The organism is Janthinobacterium sp. GMG1, assembly GCF_034427795.1.
Classification (GTDB): domain Bacteria; phylum Pseudomonadota; class Gammaproteobacteria; order Burkholderiales; family Burkholderiaceae_D; genus Janthinobacterium.
In genome coordinates this window covers 336,624-354,261 of record NZ_JAXQNT010000006.1, presented here as the reverse complement: position 1 = coordinate 354,261, position 17,638 = coordinate 336,624, and the positions used below count along the sequence as shown (strand labels likewise).

Genomic DNA, 17,638 nt, shown 5'->3' with positions numbered 1-17,638 from the left:
AGGGCGGCCCGTTTTTTTATCCAGCCACTTTAGGCTTGTCGATGCAATAACCGATCGCGTGCACGGTGCGTATCAAGTCCCGCCCCAGCTTCTTGCGCAGGTGATGGATGTGCACTTGCACGGCATTGCTTTCCACTTCGTCACCCCAGCTGTACAGGTTTTTCTCCAGCTGTTCCCGGCTCAGCACCCGGCCGCCGTGTTCCAGCAGCAGTTGCAGGATGCGAAATTCCTTCACCGTCAACAGCACGGGCAATCCCCTTTGCGTCACCTGCCGGTCCGCGATATCGAGCATCAGGTCGCCGTGCACGAGGTTTTCGCGCAGGCGGCCCGCGGCGCGGCGGCAGGCGCTGCGGATGCGCGCGGCCAGTTCGTCGAGGTCGAACGGTTTCACGATGAAGTCGTCGGCGCCCGCGTCGAGCCCGGCGATGCGCTCGCCCACCTGGTCGCGCGCCGTGACAACCAGCACGGCGCCGCTGTAGCCATTGTCGCGCAGCACGCCCAGCGCCTGCATGCCATCCTGTCCCGGCAAGCCCAGGTCGAGCAAAATGCAGCCATAGTCGTGCAGGCGCACGGCCGTGTGCGCGTGTTCGGCGCTCGTAACCCAGTCGACGGCATAGCCGCCCTGTTCCAGGCCGATCTGCGTGGCGCGGCCCAGCTGCGGGTCGTCTTCAGTCAGCAAGATGCGCATGGGGTGAGAAGCGGACGGACCGCTCAGTCCTTTTTCTTGATCAGGCCAGCCAGCGCGGCGAACGGATTGTGCGTGGCGGGCGCCACCTCGGCCGACAGCAGGCCGGCGCCACGGTCCGCTTCCAGGTAGCGCGAGTGCTCATTGTCGTGGCAATACAGGCACAGCAGTTCCCAGTTGCTGCCATCGGGCGGATTGTTGTCGTGGTTGTGGTCGCGGTGATGCACGGTCAGCTGCTGCACGTTGGCGCGCGTAAATTCGCGCATGCAACGGCCGCAGATCCACGGGTACATCTTCAGCGAACGCTCGCGGTAGCCGCTCTCGCGCTGGTCGGCCGCGCGGCGTGCTTCGGCCACGATCTTGTCCAGTCTTGCCGCGTCGGGCTTTTTACTCTGCATGACAACTTTCGATATGGGAGGTAGAAGTGCTCATTTTAATGAGGATGGGGGCGCAATTGTACTTTTTCTGCCACGGCGCCAGCCCGTGTCGCCGCCGGCGTGCTTTTTTTAGCGTGCGCGGCACCACAATTACTTGATTTAACGCAGAATAAGCCCAGCGACAGACCGCGAACAGATGATGGGCGTGGCGGCGACGGGCTTATGCGCAAGGCAGCCGATTTCGGCTATCATGCGCGCCACGCCGCCCCTCCCCTTTTCCATGACCCTAGCCTGCAAGCGCCCGTGATAGCGATAACAAGACCTCTGCAACGCTTTGCCCGCCGCCTGTACCGTCTCAGCCTGGTGCCCCTGTTCGCGCTCATTCTGCTGCTGGCGCTGTGGGCGGCCGTCTTTTACCAGGTGGGCCAGGAGCGGGCCAGCGCCGTGCGCGACGCCGTGGCCGTCAGCCAGTCGCTGGCGCGGACCCTGGCCGACCATACCAGTTTCACCCTGCGCCAGACGGACCACGCCACGCAATTGTTCAAGCTCAAATACGAGGAAACGGACGGCGGCCTGCGCCTGAATGAATTCACGCGCCGGCAGGGCCTGCTCGACAGCGTGCTGCCGTCGAAGCTGGCGTTGCCGATCGCCCTCGTCGACGCGCACGGCAATGTGCTCGACAGCGCCAACGCCTACCTGCCGGAAAACCTGGCAGGCCAGGCGTTTTTCAGGGCGCTGGCCGCGAATGCGTCCGACACGGCCCTGGTCGACACGCCCATGCTCGACGCGGGCAGCAAGCACTGGACCATCCGCCTGGCGCGCCGCCTGAACGACGCGCAAGGCCGTTTTGCCGGCGCCATCGTCATCCTCGTTGACCCCACGTATTTTGTCGACGACTACGACCGCCTGAACCTCGATGAACAGGGCGCGCTGATGCTGGTGGCGCGCGACAGCGGCCTGACGGCGGGACGCATCGGCGAGCAGCTGATCGTCAGCGACCGCATCGACTTCCGCATGCCGGGAGCGCCGCAGCACGCCGCCGAAGAATTGCTGATCGAGCCGCCCGTCGATGCGACCTCGCGCATCTATAGCTACCACGAGCTGCCGCGCTATCCGCTGCTGGCCGTGGTGGGTGTGAGCCGCGCCGTCGCCCTGGCGCGCTTCGAGCACCGCCGTCTGGTGTATGTCGGCGCGCTGCTCGCCGCCAGCGTGCTCATTGCCGGCTTTACGGCCCTGCTGATGCGCCAGAGCGCGCGCCTGCGCCGCAGCATCCGCCAGGCCACGGAAACGCAAGCCTTGCTGCGCGCGGCGCACCAGGGCAGCCTCGATGCCGTGCTGCTGCTGAAAGCCTGGCGCCCCGCGCCGGGCAAGCCGGTGGAAGACTTCACCTTTGCCGACATCAACGAGCGGGCCGCCGACATGCTGGGCAAGCCACGCTCCGAGCTGCTGGGCCAGCGCGTGCTGCCGCTGATGCCGCTGCTGCGCGGCGAGCGTTTCTTCAAGCGCTTCGTGCTGGTGATGGAAACGGGCCAGCCGCTGGAAGATGAATTCGAGCTGCCGCTGGCCTCGGGCGGCACGCGCTGGCTGCGCCACCAGGTGGTGCCGATCGCCGACGGCGTGGCCGTCACCTCGCGCGACATCAGCGCGCGCAAGCACGACGAACTGGCGCTGCAGGATAACCGCAGCTTCCTGCAGTCGCTGATCGACCATTTGCCCGTGCTGGTCTACGTGAAAAGCGCGCGCCCGGAAAATTTCGGCCAGATGGAAGTGTGGAACAAGGCGGCCGAGGACATCACAGGCCACCTGGCCGCCGACGTCATCGGCAAGACCGATTGCCTGGCATTCCCGCCCGACTTCGGCCTGCACGATGCCGAGGACGACCGCGCCATCCTGGCCGAGCGCGGCGTCATCGACCATACGGAAAAGCCGCTGCGCCTGTTCGATGGCAGCCTGCGCTACCTGCGCGCCGTCTCCGTGCCCGTATTCGACGAGCGCCAGCAGATCGAACATATCCTGTGCATCGCCGAAGACATCTCGCAGCGCCGCCAGCAGGAGCTGGAACTGCGCCAGAAACAGGCCGAGCTGGCCGCCGTCAACGACGCCTCGCCGCTCGGGCTGGTGCGCCTGGACCGCCAGCGCCGCTGCACCTATGTCAACCGCACCTTTGAATCGATCACGGGCTTGCCGCGCGCGGCCGCCTTGGGCGCCGGTTGGACCAGCGCCCTGCACCCGGACGACTATCCGCTGATGCACGTGGCGCTGGAACAGCTCACGCGCAGCCATGCGCCGTTCCAGTCCACCCTGCGCTGCCTGCAGCGCGACGGCAGGCTGGTGTGGGTTTCCGTCAAAATCGCCCCCATCCTCATCGACGGCCAGATCGAAGGCTACGTGGGAACGCTGGACGACATCACCACCTTGCGCGAATCGGAAGTGGCGCTGCTGGAAAGCGAAGCGCGCCTGCGCACCATCGCCGACACCTTGCCGGCCATGATCGCGTACATCGACGCCGACCAGGTCTACCGCTTCCTGAACATCGCCTACGAACGCGAATTCGGCCTGACGGGCCGGCTGGTGCTGGGCAAGAGCGTGCGCGACACGGTGGGCGAGGCGCGCTACGGCACCGTGGCGCCGTATATCGAGCGCGTGCTGGCCGGCGAAACGTTGAGCTTCGAGGAAGAAGACGACAAGGAAGGCATCGAGCGCTGCATGGAAGTGATCTACATTCCGCAGATCGGCGAAGACAAGCTGCAGGTGGTGGGTTTTCACGTGATGCGCCAGGATATCACCGTGCAAAAGCGCGAAAAACAGCGCCTGCTGAAGCTGGCCCAGGTCGATGCGCTGACAGGCTTATCGAACCGCGCCGGCTTCCAGCAAAAACTCAGCGACGCCATGCACGCGAGCCGCCAGCAGCAGCACCTGATGGCCGTCATGTACATGGATATCGACCGCTTCAAGCCCGTCAACGACACGCACGGCCACGGCACCGGCGACGCGCTGCTGCGCGCCTTCGCCCAGCGCCTGACGCAGACCATGCGCGCCACCGACATCGTCGCCCGCCTGGGCGGCGACGAATTCACCATCATCATGGAACAGATCACCCGGCCCGACGACGCGGCAGTGCTGGCGGAAAAAATCGTCGCCGCCATGCAGCAGCCGTTCGAACTCGACGGCATCACCGTGCGCATTTCCGCCAGCATCGGCCTGGCCTTCTACCGCGACGAAGACATTTCCCCCGCCGTGCTGCTGCAGCGGGCCGACGTGCTGCTGTACAAGGCCAAGCAGGATGGCAGGAATACCTATCGCGCCGGCGCGTTGACGGCTTAACATAGCCACTGGCGCAAGCCGCCATTCCTGCTATATTGGCGCCTGTCTTCCCTACCCTTGGCCCACCATGCGCCTGCTGCACACTTCCGACTGGCATCTGGGCCAGACCCTGCACAATTTTGAAAGGGGCTACGAACACCAGCGCTTCCTCGACTGGCTGCTCGACACGCTCGTCGCCGAACAGGTCGACGTGCTGCTCGTGGCCGGCGACGTGTTCGACAATGCCAATCCTTCCGCCGCCTCGCAAAAGCAGTTGTATGTATTCCTGCAGCAGGCGCGCGCGCGCCTGCCCGCGCTGCAGCTGGTCGTCGTCGCCGGCAACCACGATTCGGCCGGCAGGCTGGAAGCGCCCGGCCCCCTGCTGGCCGCGCATGGCACGCACGTCATCGGCCATGTGCTGCGCAACGACGATGGCCAGATCGACCTGGAGCGCCTGCTGCTTCCGCTTACCGGCAGCGATGGGCAAGTGCAAGCCTGGTGCCTGGCCGTGCCCTTTTTGCGCCCCGGCGACGTGCCGAAACTGCCGGCCGGCGATACGCAGGATGCCTACCTGGGCGGCATCGCCCTGCTGTACCGGCAATTGACGGACCTGGCGCTGGCGCGCCGCCAGCCCGGACAAGCCATCATCGCCATGGGCCACTGCCACATGGTGGGCGGCGAAATGTCGAACGATTCGGAGCGCCGCATCGTCATCGGCGGCACGGAGATGCTGCCCTCGGGGATTTTCGATACCGCCATCGCGTATGCGGCGCTGGGCCATTTGCACAAGGCGCAGGCCGTGGGCGGCCAGGAGCACATCCGCTACTGCGGCAGCCCGATTCCCCTGTCCTTCGCGGAAGTACACTACCGCCACCAGGTGCTGTACCTCGATATCGACGGCGACACCTTGCAGTCCGTGCGCGCCATCGAAGTGCCGCGCGCCGTGCCCCTCTTGCGCGTGCCCGCCACGCCGGCGCCGATAGACGAAGTGCTGGCGCAGCTGGTCGCCCTCGACGTCGCCGATTCCCCCGCCGAAGCGCAACCCTTCCTGGAAGTGCGCGTGCGCCTCGATGCGCCGGAACCGGGCCTGCGCACGCGCATCGAAACGGCGCTCGACGGCAAGCCGGTGCGCCTGGCGAAGATCGAAACGTCGAGCGCCGCGCGCAGCAGCGCACCCGAGAACATGACGCTCGACCAATTGGGCCAGCTGCAGCCCGACGATATCTTCCGCCGCCTGTACCTGCAAAAATACGGCAAGGAAGCACCACCCGAACAACTGTCGGCCCTGGCCGAACTGCTGCTGCCCGGCGCGTGAGCGCAACTGAAGAACCATGAAAATCCTGAAAATCAGCGGTAAGAACCTGGCCTCGCTGGCCGGCGAATTTGAAGTCGACTTCCAGCAGGAGCCGCTGGCGTCAAGCGGCCTGTTCGCCATCAGCGGTCCCACGGGCGCGGGCAAGAGCACCTTGCTCGACGCCCTGTGCCTGGCCCTGTACGACGCCACGCCGCGTTTGCTGAAAGTGCTGGGACGGGGCAGTGCGCTGCCCGACGTGGGCAAGGAAACCGTCAACGCCCAGGATACGCGCACCCTGCTGCGGCGCGGCACGCCGGACGGCTACGCGCAAGTCGATTTCGTCGGCAACGACGGCGCAAGCTACCGCGCGCGCTGGAGCGTGCGCCGTTCGCGCACCAAGGCGGAAGGCGCGCTGCAGGCGACCGCCATGAGCTTGCACCAACTGCCCGCGCTGCAGCCCATCGGCGGCACCAAGACGGAAGTCAAGGAAGAAATCGAAAAGCGCATCGGCCTGTCGTTCGACCAGTTTACGCGCGCCGTGCTGCTGGCGCAGAACGAATTCTCAACATTCCTCAAGACGGAAGACAATGAGCGGGGAGAATTGCTGGAAACCCTGACGGGCAGCAGCATCTATACCGACATTTCCATGCGCGCCTTCGAGCGGGCGAAAAAGGAAAAACAGGTCCTCGAACGCCTGGGCGAAAAGCTGGCCGACCAGCGCCCCCTGTCGCCGGAAGAACGGGCAGAAACGGCAACCTTGGGCGAGGCGGCCGAAGCGGCCCTGCAACACATCGACTTGCGCAAGGCCATACTGGAACTGCAGCAGCGCTGGCACCAGGAGACGCACAAGCTGCAAAGCCAGGCAGCGGCGGCGCAAGCGACGCTCGATGGCGCGGATGCCGACCGCGCCGCTGCCGAAGAGCGCCGCGCGGCGCTGGCGCAGTGGGAATTGCTGCAGCCGGCGCAGCCCCTGATCGACGGCGTGGCGCGCCTGGCCGGCGAGATCGCCAGCACCGGCGCGGCGCTGGAAGCGTCGCGCCTGCAGGCCGCGCAAGCCGTGGCCAGCGAGACGCAACTGGCGCAGGCCGTGCAGCTGGCGGCAGCGGACTTGCTGGCCAGGGAAACGGCGCAGCGCGACGCGGCGCCCCTGCTCGACCAGGCCAAGGCGCTTGACGCCGGCATTGCAGCCCACTTGCCGGCGCACCGCCAGGCCAGGGAAGCGGCCCTGACGGCCGACCAGGCCAACGAGGCTGCGCGCGCCACCTTGCACGATCTGCAGCAGGGCCAGCAGGCCATGCAGGCGGAGCAGGAAACGGGCCGCCTGTGGCTGGTGTCGCACCAGCACTGGCAAGCGCTGGCCACGTCGTGGCAATTGTCGGACCAGTTGTTCGCCCAGGCCGGGCAAACGGCCGCGCAAGCAGATGCGGCCGACGCCAGCATGGCAGCATCGGCGCGCCAGGTGCGCCTGGCCCTTGACGCCACCCAGGCGGCGCAGGCGGCGCAGGCCAGCGCCGCGGCCGTCCTGACGCTGCGCGATACCGAGCGGCGCGAGGCGCTGGCGGCCATGCAAGCCATCGACGGCCAGGGGCTGCAGGAACAGCGCGGCCAGCTGGAGACGCACGCGCGCATGTTGAGCAGCGCGGAAAAAACCTGGAGCGAACTGGCGCGCCAGCAGCAGGCGCTGGCGCACTGGCAAGCGAGGGCAGCCCAGCTGACGCAGGCCGCGCAAACGGAAAGCACGGCACTGGCGGCGGAAGCGGCGCAAACGGCGCTGCTGGAAGCGCGCCTGGCGCAGGCGGAAAAATCCTTGAAGGGCGCCGAAGCGGCATGCGCAGTCAGCGTCGAGCAGCTGCGGGCCAATTTGCAGGACGAGCAGCCCTGCCCTGTCTGCGGTGCGCTGGAACACCCGTACAGCCACGCCGATCACGCCTTGCAGGCGATGCTGGCCAGCTTGCAGGATGAGGTGCTGGATTGCCGCACGCAGGCGCGCGGCAATCTGGAACGGCTGGCCACGCACAAGGCGGCACTGGCCGCCCATATGCACGAACAGGCGCAGACGGCGGAAGAACTATCTGCACTGCCGTCCATCATCGACAGCCTGAATGCACAGTGGCAGCCGCATGCCGACACCCTGCAACTGCCGCAGGAAGAGCAGCGCGCGGACTGGTTCACACAGCAGCTGGCGGCCAATGCGGCAGGCTTGCAGGCGCTGGTGCAGCAGGAAACGGCGCTGCGCCAGGCCAGTACACTGCGCGAGCAGGCGCAGGCCGCGCATGAACTGGCGTCCAGCGACCACGCGCGCTGCACAAGCACCGTCGCCGAGGCGCAAGCGCGGCTGGCCCAGCTTCAGGCGCAGCAAGCGGGCAACGCCGACAAGGGCGAGACGGCGCGCGCCGCGCTCGATGCCTTGCTGGCGCAGCTCGATGCCGCGTTTGCCGACGTGGAAGGCGCCGAAGGGTGGAAAGACAACTGGCGCGCCGGTCCCGCCGCCTTCCGCGCGGCGCGCGAAACGGAAAGCCGGCAATGGCTGAAACAGCAGGCGGACCAGGACCAGCGCAGCCACGCGCTGGCGACCCTGGCCGCGCAGCTGGAAGCGGTGCTGCTGGCCGCCGGCAAAGCGCAACACACGGCGCAGGAGACCCACGCCGCCTTTGCCGCCGCCGACAAGCAGCGCACGGCACTGCAAGCGCAGCGCAACGCGCTATGGCAGGGTCAGGCCGTGGCCGAGGTGGAACGCAGCCTGGCAACGGCCGTCGCGCAGGCCAAAGAACAGCTGGCGCAGCAGCAAACGGCGGCGCAGTCGGCCAGCCAGCAACGCACGCGCCTCGACGAAGCGTGCGCGCAGCTGTCGCAGCGCCTTGCCACCCTGCGTGAACAGGAACACGGCGCCACCGGCGCCCTGCACGACTGGCTGCAGCAGTTCCGGCAGCTTCACTCCGGCCATGCGCCCGCCACGCTCGACGAGCTGCGCGCGCGCCTGGCCATCGCGCCGGAAGCCATGCGCGCCGAGCGCGACGCCCTGCAAGTGATCGCCGACCGCCACACGACGGCGCTGTCCGTGCTGGCCGAACGCCGGCAGCGGCATGCGGACCATCTGGAGCGGCCACCGGAAGCGCTGGAAACGGACGAGGCCGTGCTGCAGGCAGCGCTCGACGCGCTTGGCGCCGAACGCCAGACAGCCAACCAGGAAGCGACGCGCTTGCGCCTGGCCATCGCGCAGGACGATGCGCGGCGCCACAGCGCGCAAGCGATGCTGGCGCAGATCGAGGCGCAAGCCGTCATCGAGCGGCGCTGGGCCAGCCTGAATGAATTGATCGGCTCGGCCGACGGCAAGAAATTCCGCAACTACGCGCAGCAATTCACCCTGGAAGTACTGCTGGGCTACGCCAACGCGCACCTGAACCACCTGGCGCGCCGCTATCAACTGGAACGCATCGACAACCCGAACAATCCGTCGCTTGGCCTGATGGTGCGGGACCAGGACATGGGCGGCGAACTGCGCTCCGTGCATTCGCTGTCGGGCGGCGAATCGTTCCTCGTCTCGCTGGCCCTGGCGCTGGGCCTGGCCTCGCTGTCCTCGAACCGGGTGCGCGTGGAATCGCTGTTCATCGACGAGGGTTTCGGCAGCCTGGATACGGAAACCCTGCGCGTGGCCATGGATGCGCTCGACGGCCTGCAAGCGATGGGCCGCAAGGTGGGCGTCATCTCGCACGTACAGGAAATGACGGAGCGCATCGCCACCCGCATCCTCGTGCAGCCGGGCTCCGGCGGCAAGAGCGTAGTGACGGTGCGCTGAGTCGCTAGCGGCTGGCCGGCTCCCGGCACAACTTGAGCATATCCCAGCCCAGTTCACGGCGGATCTGCTCGGGGTCGGGCGGGGGCCGGCGTTGTGCCAGCTCCGCTTTCAGCCACTTCCTGACCAGCTCTTTGGCGGGCTGTACAGGCTTTTCCTTGTCATGCTTGTCCATGGTGCTACCTCTTCAATGGCGGTCAGACGACCTCCTATATACGCTCAACGTCACGGCGCGGATTCAGTTGACGCGCGCGTGGCGCAGATGCAACAACGTGTAACGATGGCCGGAGTGCGTTAAAATCGCCGCCTTCGCGTAGATGCCCTCTACGCCCCGCAACAGTTCAAGGAATCCCATGAAAGTCGCCCGCAGCCTCACCTTCAAGTGCGTAAAATGTCACAAATCCATGCAGGTCTACCTGCAAAAAGTCTCCGCCTGCTCGCATATTCAGCCGTACCAGGGCATTTGCGCATGCGGCGAACTCAAGCGCCACGCCACGGGCCAGGCAGATGCCGTCAAATCCTACCTGGAGTCGGCAGACGGTAGCTGGTCGCACCACCACTAATGGTTAAAGAATGGGCGTAGAACGCCGTTAATAACGGTACTTCGCTCATTGAGAAACCGCCATGTCCCAGCTTCCCGCACTTGCCAGCCGTCAACCCGCCTCGAATACGCTGGCTGGCCAGCAGCCGTCCCGCACGGGCAGCAGCGCCACGGGTCTCACCGCTTCGCCCCTGATGCAGCGCACGGCGCAAGACGTGGTGGCGCTGTCGAAGAATGGCCTGGACCTGTCGGCCAGGGGACTGTCGCAACGGACCGATGCGCTGGGCAACGCCACTGTCGACGTGGCGCAGGATTTTCTGAGCAACATGACGCGCCAGCTGTTCGGCGACGGCGCCAGCGTCGCCTTCGATTCGGTCGACCTGCAAGCCGGCTCCAGCTTCAGCAGCGGCAGCGCCAGCGTCTCGGGCGCGGGCGGCAGCAGCCGCGCGGCCGCCTTCAGCCTCGATGAAAACGCGCACTTCATCGGCAAGGGCAAGATCACGACGGCCGATGGCCAGACCTTCAACTTCGAAGTGGAAGTGCAATATCAATCGAACATCAGCGCGGGCATGCTTGAGCAAAACCAGGACGTAACGCCGGAAGCCACAGCATCCGATGACGGCGCCCTGCCCGCCAAAGAATTGCCCGACACGCATTTCGCCGGCAATCTGCACGACCTGTTCAAGCTGCTGGGCCAGCAATTGCAAAGCAATCTCTATCAGGGCACGTCCGATGGCGCCAGCGCCAAGGATGGCGACCTGGCGGGAAGCTTGAGCTTGCGTTTGCTCAAGCTGGTGCAGCCGGACGCAGCGGTCGAAGCCCACAAGGAAGAGCAGGCGCGCGCCCGTGCGCTGGCACTCGCCTATGGCACCGACACCGCTAGCAGCACGGCCAGCAACGTATAATGGAAGACGGCCTGCGCAGGCGACCATGCCGCGCGCCCACCTTCTATCGATTGAATCCCATGTCCGACACTTCTTCACCTACCGTTCATCCGCAGATCCACTGGAGCGAAAACGGCGCCGAGCATTCGGCCCGCTGGCGCTCGGAAAGCGGCATGCCGCCGCCCAAGCGCGTCGTCATCGCCGATGACCGCACGACGGCCGACCAGGCTTACCGCCTGGCCTGCGAAGGCACGGCCATGCTGTGGCGCGGCGACTTCCAGAATGCGCGCCAGCTGCTGCAGGCGCTGGCGCGGCGCGCCGACCACAAGAACGACAAACCGAGCAAGAAGGCCAAGGCCGCCAAGCTCGTAAAACCGGAACCGTCCGCCACGGAAGCCTTCCATTTGCACCGCCAGGCGCAGTCGCAGCGCGCCCGTACCCTGGCCATGCTGCTGCTGCCTTTCGATGCCGATTACATGATCCCGTTGCGCCGCGCGCCGGACGTGAAACTGGCGTGCAATGAAGCGTATGGCCGCGGTGAAGAGCCGTTTATCGCATCGCTGCGCGAACTGCTGGGCCTGATCGGCGCGCACGAATGGCGCCGCACGGGCGTGGAACTGCCAGCCCTGGGCCAGCGCATCCACCCGCATTACGGCGTCTTCGCGCCCATCCGCGGCGAATACGTGGGCTTGGTAGCCGATGCGCCGCTGCCTGCGCGCGCCAAGCTGGCCTTCGATATCGGTACGGGCACGGGCGTGCTGGCCGCCGTGCTGGCGCAGCGCGGCATCCAACGCATCGTCGCCACCGACCAGGACCCGCGCGCCCTGTCCTGCGCACGCGAAAACCTGGCGCGCCTCGATTTGATCGACAAGGTCGACGTGGTGCAGGCCGACCTGTTCCCCGCCGGCCGCGCGCCGCTCGTCGTGTGCAATCCGCCATGGCTGCCGGCCCGCCCCAGTTCGCCGATCGAATACGCCGTCTACGATCCGGACAGCCGCATGCTGCGCGGCTTCCTCGCCGGCCTGGCCGACCACCTGGAGCCAGGCGGCGAAGGCTGGCTGATTTTGTCGGACCTGGCCGAGCACCTGGGCCTGCGCCCGCGCGCGCAATTGCTCGAATGGATACAACAGGCGGGCTTGAAGGTCATCGACCGCCTGGACGTGAAACCCACGCACCCGCGCGCGCAGGATGCGACGGACAGCCTGCACGCGGCCCGCTCGCAGGAAATCACGTCGCTGTGGCGCCTGGCGGCAGCGTAATCCAGCCAGCCATTGCGCATTGCAGCAAACCCCGCTATAATTCGCCTGCGGGGTGGAGCAGTCTGGCAGCTCGTCGGGCTCATAACCCGAAGGTCACAGGTTCAAATCCTGTCCCCGCAACCAATATATGAAAGCCGCTGATTCTTGCAAAGGGATCGGCGGCTTTTTCCATTGCGGCGCAGTATGTCCATGCCCCACATGCACACCAAATGCATTGCGCTCTTTCGCAATGCAACAAACTCGGTTATAATTCGCCTGCGGGGTGGAGCAGTCTGGCAGCTCGTCGGGCTCATAACCCGAAGGTCACAGGTTCAAATCCTGTCCCCGCAACCAATACATAAAAACCGCTGACTCCTGCAAAGGAATCAGCGGTTTTTTCATTCCAGGCCTGGTCCGCTCACGCGGTGATGGTAACGCTGGCCCTGATCTGCCTGGCCGCCGCATGCAGGCTGGCCGCCACCCGTTCCAGCTTGTCGGCGCCCGCCGTTTCGGCCAGCGCGGCAAAGGCGCTGATATGAAACGTGGCCACCATCGCCGGCGACACTTCCAGCTCCAGCGCCGTCTTGCTCAATTCCGTCGACGCCTCGAGGTAAGGCTCGCTGCCCGCCTCGAACGCCTGCTTCGTTTCCAGCAATTCCTGGCCGCCCTCCGCCTTGGCCAGGCAAGCGTCGACCTTTTGCTGGAAGGCCGGCAAGGTGTCGCGCACGGGGCCGGGTTCAGGCGCCGCTTCGGGTTCCGCTGGCGCAGGAGCGGCTGCGGCCGGCTTGTCCGCCACCGGCATCTCGCGCAAGGTCAGCCAGCGCTCGACGGCGAGGAAATCGGCAAACGGCTCGGCCACCTTGGGATTCATCAGCCAGACCTCGCCCGTGCGCCAGTCGATCCGGGCACCGCGCTCATTTCGCGCCAACAGGATATCCTTGCCGCCATCGGCATTCGACACGCGGCCGATGTCGAGCCAGTTCATCAGTTCCGCCTGGCGCGACATCGCGTTGACCCGGTGAAAAAAGGCCAACCATAAGAATCTGGCGACCAGGAGAACCAGGGCACCGCCAACCATCCACATCATTTTTCGCTCCGCACCACATCGACAAGCCGCATTTTCTCACATGAAAGCTTGCGCCAAGGAAACTTTTACATCTGCCGTGCGCGGACGCAAATCCGGCGCCGTGCGCAGCCTGGACACGCAGTCGCATTTCAGCAACGCCGCGTTTTCCTGATTGCCGGGTGCGCGCCGCTAGGCTATTATGAGAACAATTCTCATTTAGATTAAACCAGACTGTACGCATGCTGTCCGCCCCTTCCCCGCCATCCGATTTCCAGGCCCTGTATGCCGAGCACCACTCCTGGCTGCTGCACTGGCTGAAACGCCGCCTGCACGATGCGGGGCTGGCGGGCGACCTGGCGCAGGATACCTTCATCAAGATCTTCGTTGCGCGCAGCAGTGCCGGGATCGCGCAGCCGCGCCCCTTCCTCGCCACCATCGCCAAGCGCCTGCTGGCCAATCACTGCCGGCGCGAAGCGCTCGAACGGGCCTACCTCGACGCCCTGCTGCATCAGCCGCAAGCGTGCACGCCGTCGCCGGAAGCGATGTCCATCCTGCTCGAATCGCTGCAGCTGGTCGACCGCGCGCTGGACCAGCTGTCCGCCAAGGCCAGGGCCGCTTTCCTGCTGGCCCACCTGGACGGCATGACCTACGCCGAGATCGCCGCCGAACTGGGCACCACCACGCATTCCGTCAAAAAATACCTGAGCAAGGCCAACCTGCTGTGCTTTTTTGCCGTGCCCGATTTTGCCGCATCCTGACATGCGCGGCGCCACCGTCTACGCACAGGGCCAGCCCATCGACCTGGCCATCGCCATGCAGGCGGCCGAATGGCTGGCCACCCTGATGAGCGGCGCAACGACGCCGGCGGAAAAAGCGGCCTGGCACGAGTGGCGCCAGGCGCACCCCGACCATGAGCGGGCGTGGCAACACATCGAAAGCGCCAGCGGCGGCTTGCGCGAACTCGATGCGCAGGCCAGCCGCAAGGCGTTGACACAGCGCTCCCGTCCTGCCTCGACCATCTCGCGCCGCCGCAGCCTGCAATTGCTGGCGTGGACAGCCACCATCGGCCTCACGGGCTGGTTCGGCGCGCGCTCGGACTCTGCGCCCGTCCTTGCCCGCGCCGCGCTGGCCGACCTGTCCACGGGCGTGGGCGAACGCCGCGAGCTGGCCCTGCCCGACGGCAGCCGTCTGCACCTGAACAGCGGCAGCGCCGTCAACATCCGCTACACGGGCACGCAGCGCCTGCTGCAACTGGTGCAGGGCGAAGTGTTCATCGCCACGGCTCGCGAAACGGGCCGCCCTTACCGCCCCTTCCTCGTCGACACCGCGCAAGGCCAGGCGCAGGCGCTGGGCACGCGCTACTCGGTGCGCCAGGCCGATGGCAGCACCCTGGTCGCCGTCGAGGAAGGCGCCGTCCGGCTGATGCCGCGCCATGGCAACGCCAGCCCCGTGCTCCGCGCGGGCCAGGGCGGCGGCATGACGGCGCACGATGCCCTGCCCGCGCACGCCGTCTCGCCCGACATCTGGGCCTGGCGCCAGGGCCTGCTGCTGGCCGACGCCATGCCGCTGCGCGACTTCCTGCATGAACTGAGCCGCTACCGCCACGGCTTGCTGGGCTGCGACGACGCCGTCGCCGGCCTGCGCATCTCCGGCGTCTTCCCGCTGGACGACCTGGACGCCGTGCTGCTGTCGCTGCCCGATTCGTTGCCGGTGGACGTGCGCCTGCGCACGCGCTACTGGGTGCAGGTGGAAGCGCGCCCGCAGCGCTGAAAATATATTTTGACGCCGGCGCAAAAAAAAGTACCCGCTTTCGTTTCTCGCGTGACCTGTGTAGGCAACGTTCTTTTTGACGACTACACCACAAGGTAACCATGTCTCTTGCCATTCATTCCAAGCCGCGCATCAAGCGCATGGCGCATGCCATTCAACTCGTCTTCATCGGTTCGGCCCTGCTGCTGAACGCCCAGGCGCCGGCCCTGGCGCAGGAAAGCGCGGCCGCCGCTGCGGCCAGCCTCGACTTCCAGGTGCCGGCCGGCGACCTGGCCACGGCGCTGCGCCAGGTCGCCAGCCAGTCACGTGTCATCCTCAGCTTCACGCCGGAGCAGACGCGCGGCAAGACGTCGGCCGGCTTGAGCGGCCGCCACGACGTGCTGGCCGCTCTGAACGGCGTGCTGCGCGGCACGGGCCTGAAGGCCGAGCGCAGCGCCAATGGCAGCTATGTGCTGCGCCCGGCCGATGCTGCGGCGGGCGGCGAAGCGATGGCGATGATGCCGGAAGTGTCGGTCAAAGCGCAGCAGGATGCGACGGAAGGCTCGGGCGCGTATGTCTCCACCCTGCCGATCACCACGGCCACGCCGCTGGGCCTGTCGATCAGGGAAACGCCGCAGTCGGTCAGCGTCATCACGCAGCAACGCATGCAGGACCAGGGTTTGAACACGATCGCGCAAGTGATGGCGCAGACGCCGGGCATCACCCTGTTCTCGCTGGGCAGCGAACGCACGGGCTTTACTTCGCGCGGCTATTCGATCACCAATTACCAGCTCGATGGCGTCAGCACGCATTCGGAAAACCTGGGCCTCAATGCGATACCGTCGCAAAGCCTGGCCGACATGGCGCTGTACGACCGCATCGAAGTGCTGCGCGGCGCCTCGGGCCTGATGACGGGCGCTGGCGACGCCTCGGGCGCCATCAACATGGTGCGCAAGAAGCCGACGGCGCAGTTCCAGGCCTCGGTCGAGGGCGAGCTGGCTTCCCACGATGAGCGGCGCGCCATGGCCGACGTCTCGGGTCCGCTGAACGAGACTGGCACCGTGCGCGGCCGCCTGGTGACGGTGTACGAAGAAGGCGACAGCATCATCGACGGCTACAGCCGCGACAAGAAAGTGGTCTACGGCGTGGTCGAAGCGGACCTGTCACGCGACACGAAGCTGACGGCCGGCGTCACGCACCAGCGCAAGCGCTCGAACGGATCCTTGTCCTACCTGGGCTTCCCCCTGTTCTACAGCAATGGCGTCATGACGGACCTGCCGCGCTCTTTCAGCCCGGCCGCCAAGTCGAATAGCTTCGACACCAATTCGACCGACCTCTTCGCCACCGTGGAGCACGCGCTGGCCAACGACTGGAAGCTGAAAATATCGGCCAACCGCGTGCAGTCGTCGCAGGAAGAACGCGCCGTCTACCTGAGCGTCAGTGGCGGCTTTCCCGACCAGGCCACGGGCGATGGCCTGCGCTTGAACGCCGACTACCGCGACTACCAGCTTCAGGTCAACAGCGTGGACGTCAATGTGCGCGGGCCGTTCAGCGCGTTTGGCCGCCAGCACGAGCTGGTGCTGGGCATGGACTACAGCGAATTTCAAAGCACGACCGATGGCCGTTTCGACCGGGGGGTCGAAAACACGCCCGTCAACCTGTACCGCTGGAATCGCACGGCAACGCCCGTGTTTGGCGGCACCACCGTCATCTACGACAGCACGCGCCGCCAGGCCAGCGCCTACGCGGCCAGCCGCTTCAACCTCTCCGAACGCCTGAAACTGATCGCCGGCGCCAAGGTGCTGCGCTACAGCGAGAACTACATCTCGGACGCGCCGTCCGTGAATTTTTACAGCGCGTCCCCCGCCTCGGAGAGCCGTGTCTTCACGCCGTATGGCGGCCTCGTATTCGACATCGACGGCACGCACAGCGCTTACGCCAGCTACTCCACCATCTACCAGCCGCAAGCATCGCAAGACCGCTATGGCAAGCTGCTGGCGCCGCGCGAGGGCAAGACCCTGGAAGCGGGCGTCAAGAGCGGCTGGTTCGATGGCCGCCTGAACACCTCTGCCGCGCTGTACCAGATCCGCCAGAGCAATCTGTCCGAATCGGACCCCGGCTACACCGTGCCTGGCACGAACAATCCTGCCAACCGCGCCATCCAGGGCGCCAAGACCCAGGGCGTGGACCTGGAAGCGACGGGCGCCATCACGCCGGACTGGAATATTTCGGCATCGTGGTCGTACAGCCAGACGGAAAACAATGCTGGCAAGGCCATCCTGACCACCTTCCCGCGCCACCTGGTGAAACTGTGGACCACTTACCGCCTGCCCGGCGAGCTGCATCGCCTGACGGTGGGTGGCGGCATGAACTGGCAGAGCCGCGTGTATTCCGACATCGACGCATGGCAGATCAACAGCACCATGCACTGGGAACAGAAGGCATACTCGGTGGCCAGCCTGATGGCGCGCTACGACGTCAACGACAAGCTGTCGGCCACCGTCAACGTGGCCAACCTGTTCGACAAAAAATACACGGCTTCCGTGTCGGACTGGTGGTACTCGGGCATGTATGGCCCGGCGCGCAAGGTGGCGTTGAGCGTGCGCTATCAATTCTAGGCCGGGCTGAATATTTCACATTGGCGCAGGGCCGGTGATACAATTTTCCCGCTTCACGGGCGTTGCCGGCCATTGCCGTCAACGCCCGTG

At 66.1% G+C, this 17,638-nt stretch carries 13 protein-coding genes and 2 tRNA genes; 11 read left to right on the top strand and 4 right to left on the bottom strand.

The features are described from left to right. Positions 1-16 precede the first annotated feature (16 nt). Together SJI03_RS18275 and SJI03_RS18270 are read right to left on the bottom strand one after the other, a co-directional pair. On the bottom strand, positions 17-688 hold the full coding sequence (locus tag SJI03_RS18275; RefSeq protein WP_322428125.1) for a response regulator: 672 nt from the start codon (positions 686-688) through the stop codon (positions 17-19). Positions 689-711: 23 nt separating this feature from the next. Then, positions 712-1,083 carry a YajD family HNH nuclease gene (locus tag SJI03_RS18270; RefSeq protein WP_099380144.1) on the bottom strand — a complete coding sequence of 124 codons (372 nt, stop codon included), beginning with the start codon at positions 1,081-1,083 and terminating at the stop codon, positions 712-714. A gap of 282 nt (positions 1,084-1,365) precedes the next feature. Between SJI03_RS18270 and SJI03_RS18265 the strand changes: the two genes are divergently transcribed. The 3 genes from SJI03_RS18265 to SJI03_RS18255 all read left to right on the top strand — a co-directional run bounded on the left by SJI03_RS18265 (position 1,366) and on the right by SJI03_RS18255 (position 9,455). Beyond that, entirely contained in the window at positions 1,366-4,386 is a 3,021-nt protein-coding gene (locus tag SJI03_RS18265) for a PAS domain-containing protein (protein WP_322428124.1), read from the top strand. A gap of 67 nt (positions 4,387-4,453) precedes the next feature. Next, positions 4,454-5,680: an exonuclease SbcCD subunit D C-terminal domain-containing protein gene (locus SJI03_RS18260; RefSeq protein WP_322428123.1), complete on the top strand. Its 1,227-nt coding sequence runs from the start codon at positions 4,454-4,456 to the stop codon at positions 5,678-5,680. 16 nt (positions 5,681-5,696) lie between these two features. Beyond that, entirely contained in the window at positions 5,697-9,455 is a 3,759-nt protein-coding gene (locus tag SJI03_RS18255; protein WP_322428122.1) for an AAA family ATPase, read from the top strand. 4 nt (positions 9,456-9,459) lie between these two features. Here the strand turns inward: SJI03_RS18255 and SJI03_RS18250 are convergent, their stop codons facing one another. After that, complete coding sequence (locus SJI03_RS18250) at positions 9,460-9,627, bottom strand: hypothetical protein (protein WP_168208539.1); 168 nt, start codon at positions 9,625-9,627, stop codon at positions 9,460-9,462. Positions 9,628-9,805: 178 nt separating this feature from the next. Between SJI03_RS18250 and SJI03_RS18245 the strand changes: the two genes are divergently transcribed. The 5 genes from SJI03_RS18245 (at position 9,806) to SJI03_RS18225 (ending at position 12,469) form a co-directional block, all read left to right on the top strand. Beyond that, complete coding sequence (locus SJI03_RS18245; RefSeq protein ID WP_322428121.1) at positions 9,806-10,015, top strand: hypothetical protein; 210 nt, start codon at positions 9,806-9,808, stop codon at positions 10,013-10,015. Between the two features lie 61 nt (positions 10,016-10,076). Further along, positions 10,077-10,898: a hypothetical protein gene (locus SJI03_RS18240; protein WP_322428120.1), complete on the top strand. Its 822-nt coding sequence runs from the start codon at positions 10,077-10,079 to the stop codon at positions 10,896-10,898. 59 nt (positions 10,899-10,957) lie between these two features. Next, positions 10,958-12,136 carry a class I SAM-dependent methyltransferase gene (locus SJI03_RS18235; protein ID WP_322428119.1) on the top strand — a complete coding sequence of 393 codons (1,179 nt, stop codon included), beginning with the start codon at positions 10,958-10,960 and terminating at the stop codon, positions 12,134-12,136. A gap of 46 nt (positions 12,137-12,182) precedes the next feature. Beyond that, positions 12,183-12,259: transfer RNA gene (locus tag SJI03_RS18230), tRNA-Met, on the top strand. Positions 12,260-12,392: 133 nt separating this feature from the next. Further along, positions 12,393-12,469, top strand: a tRNA-Met gene (locus SJI03_RS18225). A gap of 64 nt (positions 12,470-12,533) precedes the next feature. Here the strand turns inward: SJI03_RS18225 and SJI03_RS18220 are convergent. Further along, a complete protein-coding gene (locus SJI03_RS18220; protein WP_322428118.1) occupies positions 12,534-13,100 on the bottom strand; it encodes a hypothetical protein in 567 nt (188 codons plus the stop codon). Positions 13,101-13,420: 320 nt separating this feature from the next. Here SJI03_RS18220 and SJI03_RS18215 point away from each other — a divergent pair, with 320 nt between their 5' ends. The 3 genes from SJI03_RS18215 (at position 13,421) to SJI03_RS18205 (ending at position 17,548) form a co-directional block, all read left to right on the top strand. Continuing rightward, entirely contained in the window at positions 13,421-13,939 is a 519-nt protein-coding gene (locus SJI03_RS18215) for a sigma-70 family RNA polymerase sigma factor (RefSeq protein WP_322428117.1), read from the top strand. Position 13,940: 1 nt separating this feature from the next. Beyond that, a complete protein-coding gene (locus SJI03_RS18210; RefSeq protein ID WP_322428116.1) occupies positions 13,941-14,951 on the top strand; it encodes a FecR domain-containing protein in 1,011 nt (336 codons plus the stop codon). A gap of 101 nt (positions 14,952-15,052) precedes the next feature. After that, positions 15,053-17,548, top strand: coding sequence for a TonB-dependent siderophore receptor (locus SJI03_RS18205; protein ID WP_322428115.1), 2,496 nt, complete (start codon positions 15,053-15,055; stop codon positions 17,546-17,548). The last annotated feature ends 90 nt before the right edge of the window (positions 17,549-17,638 follow it).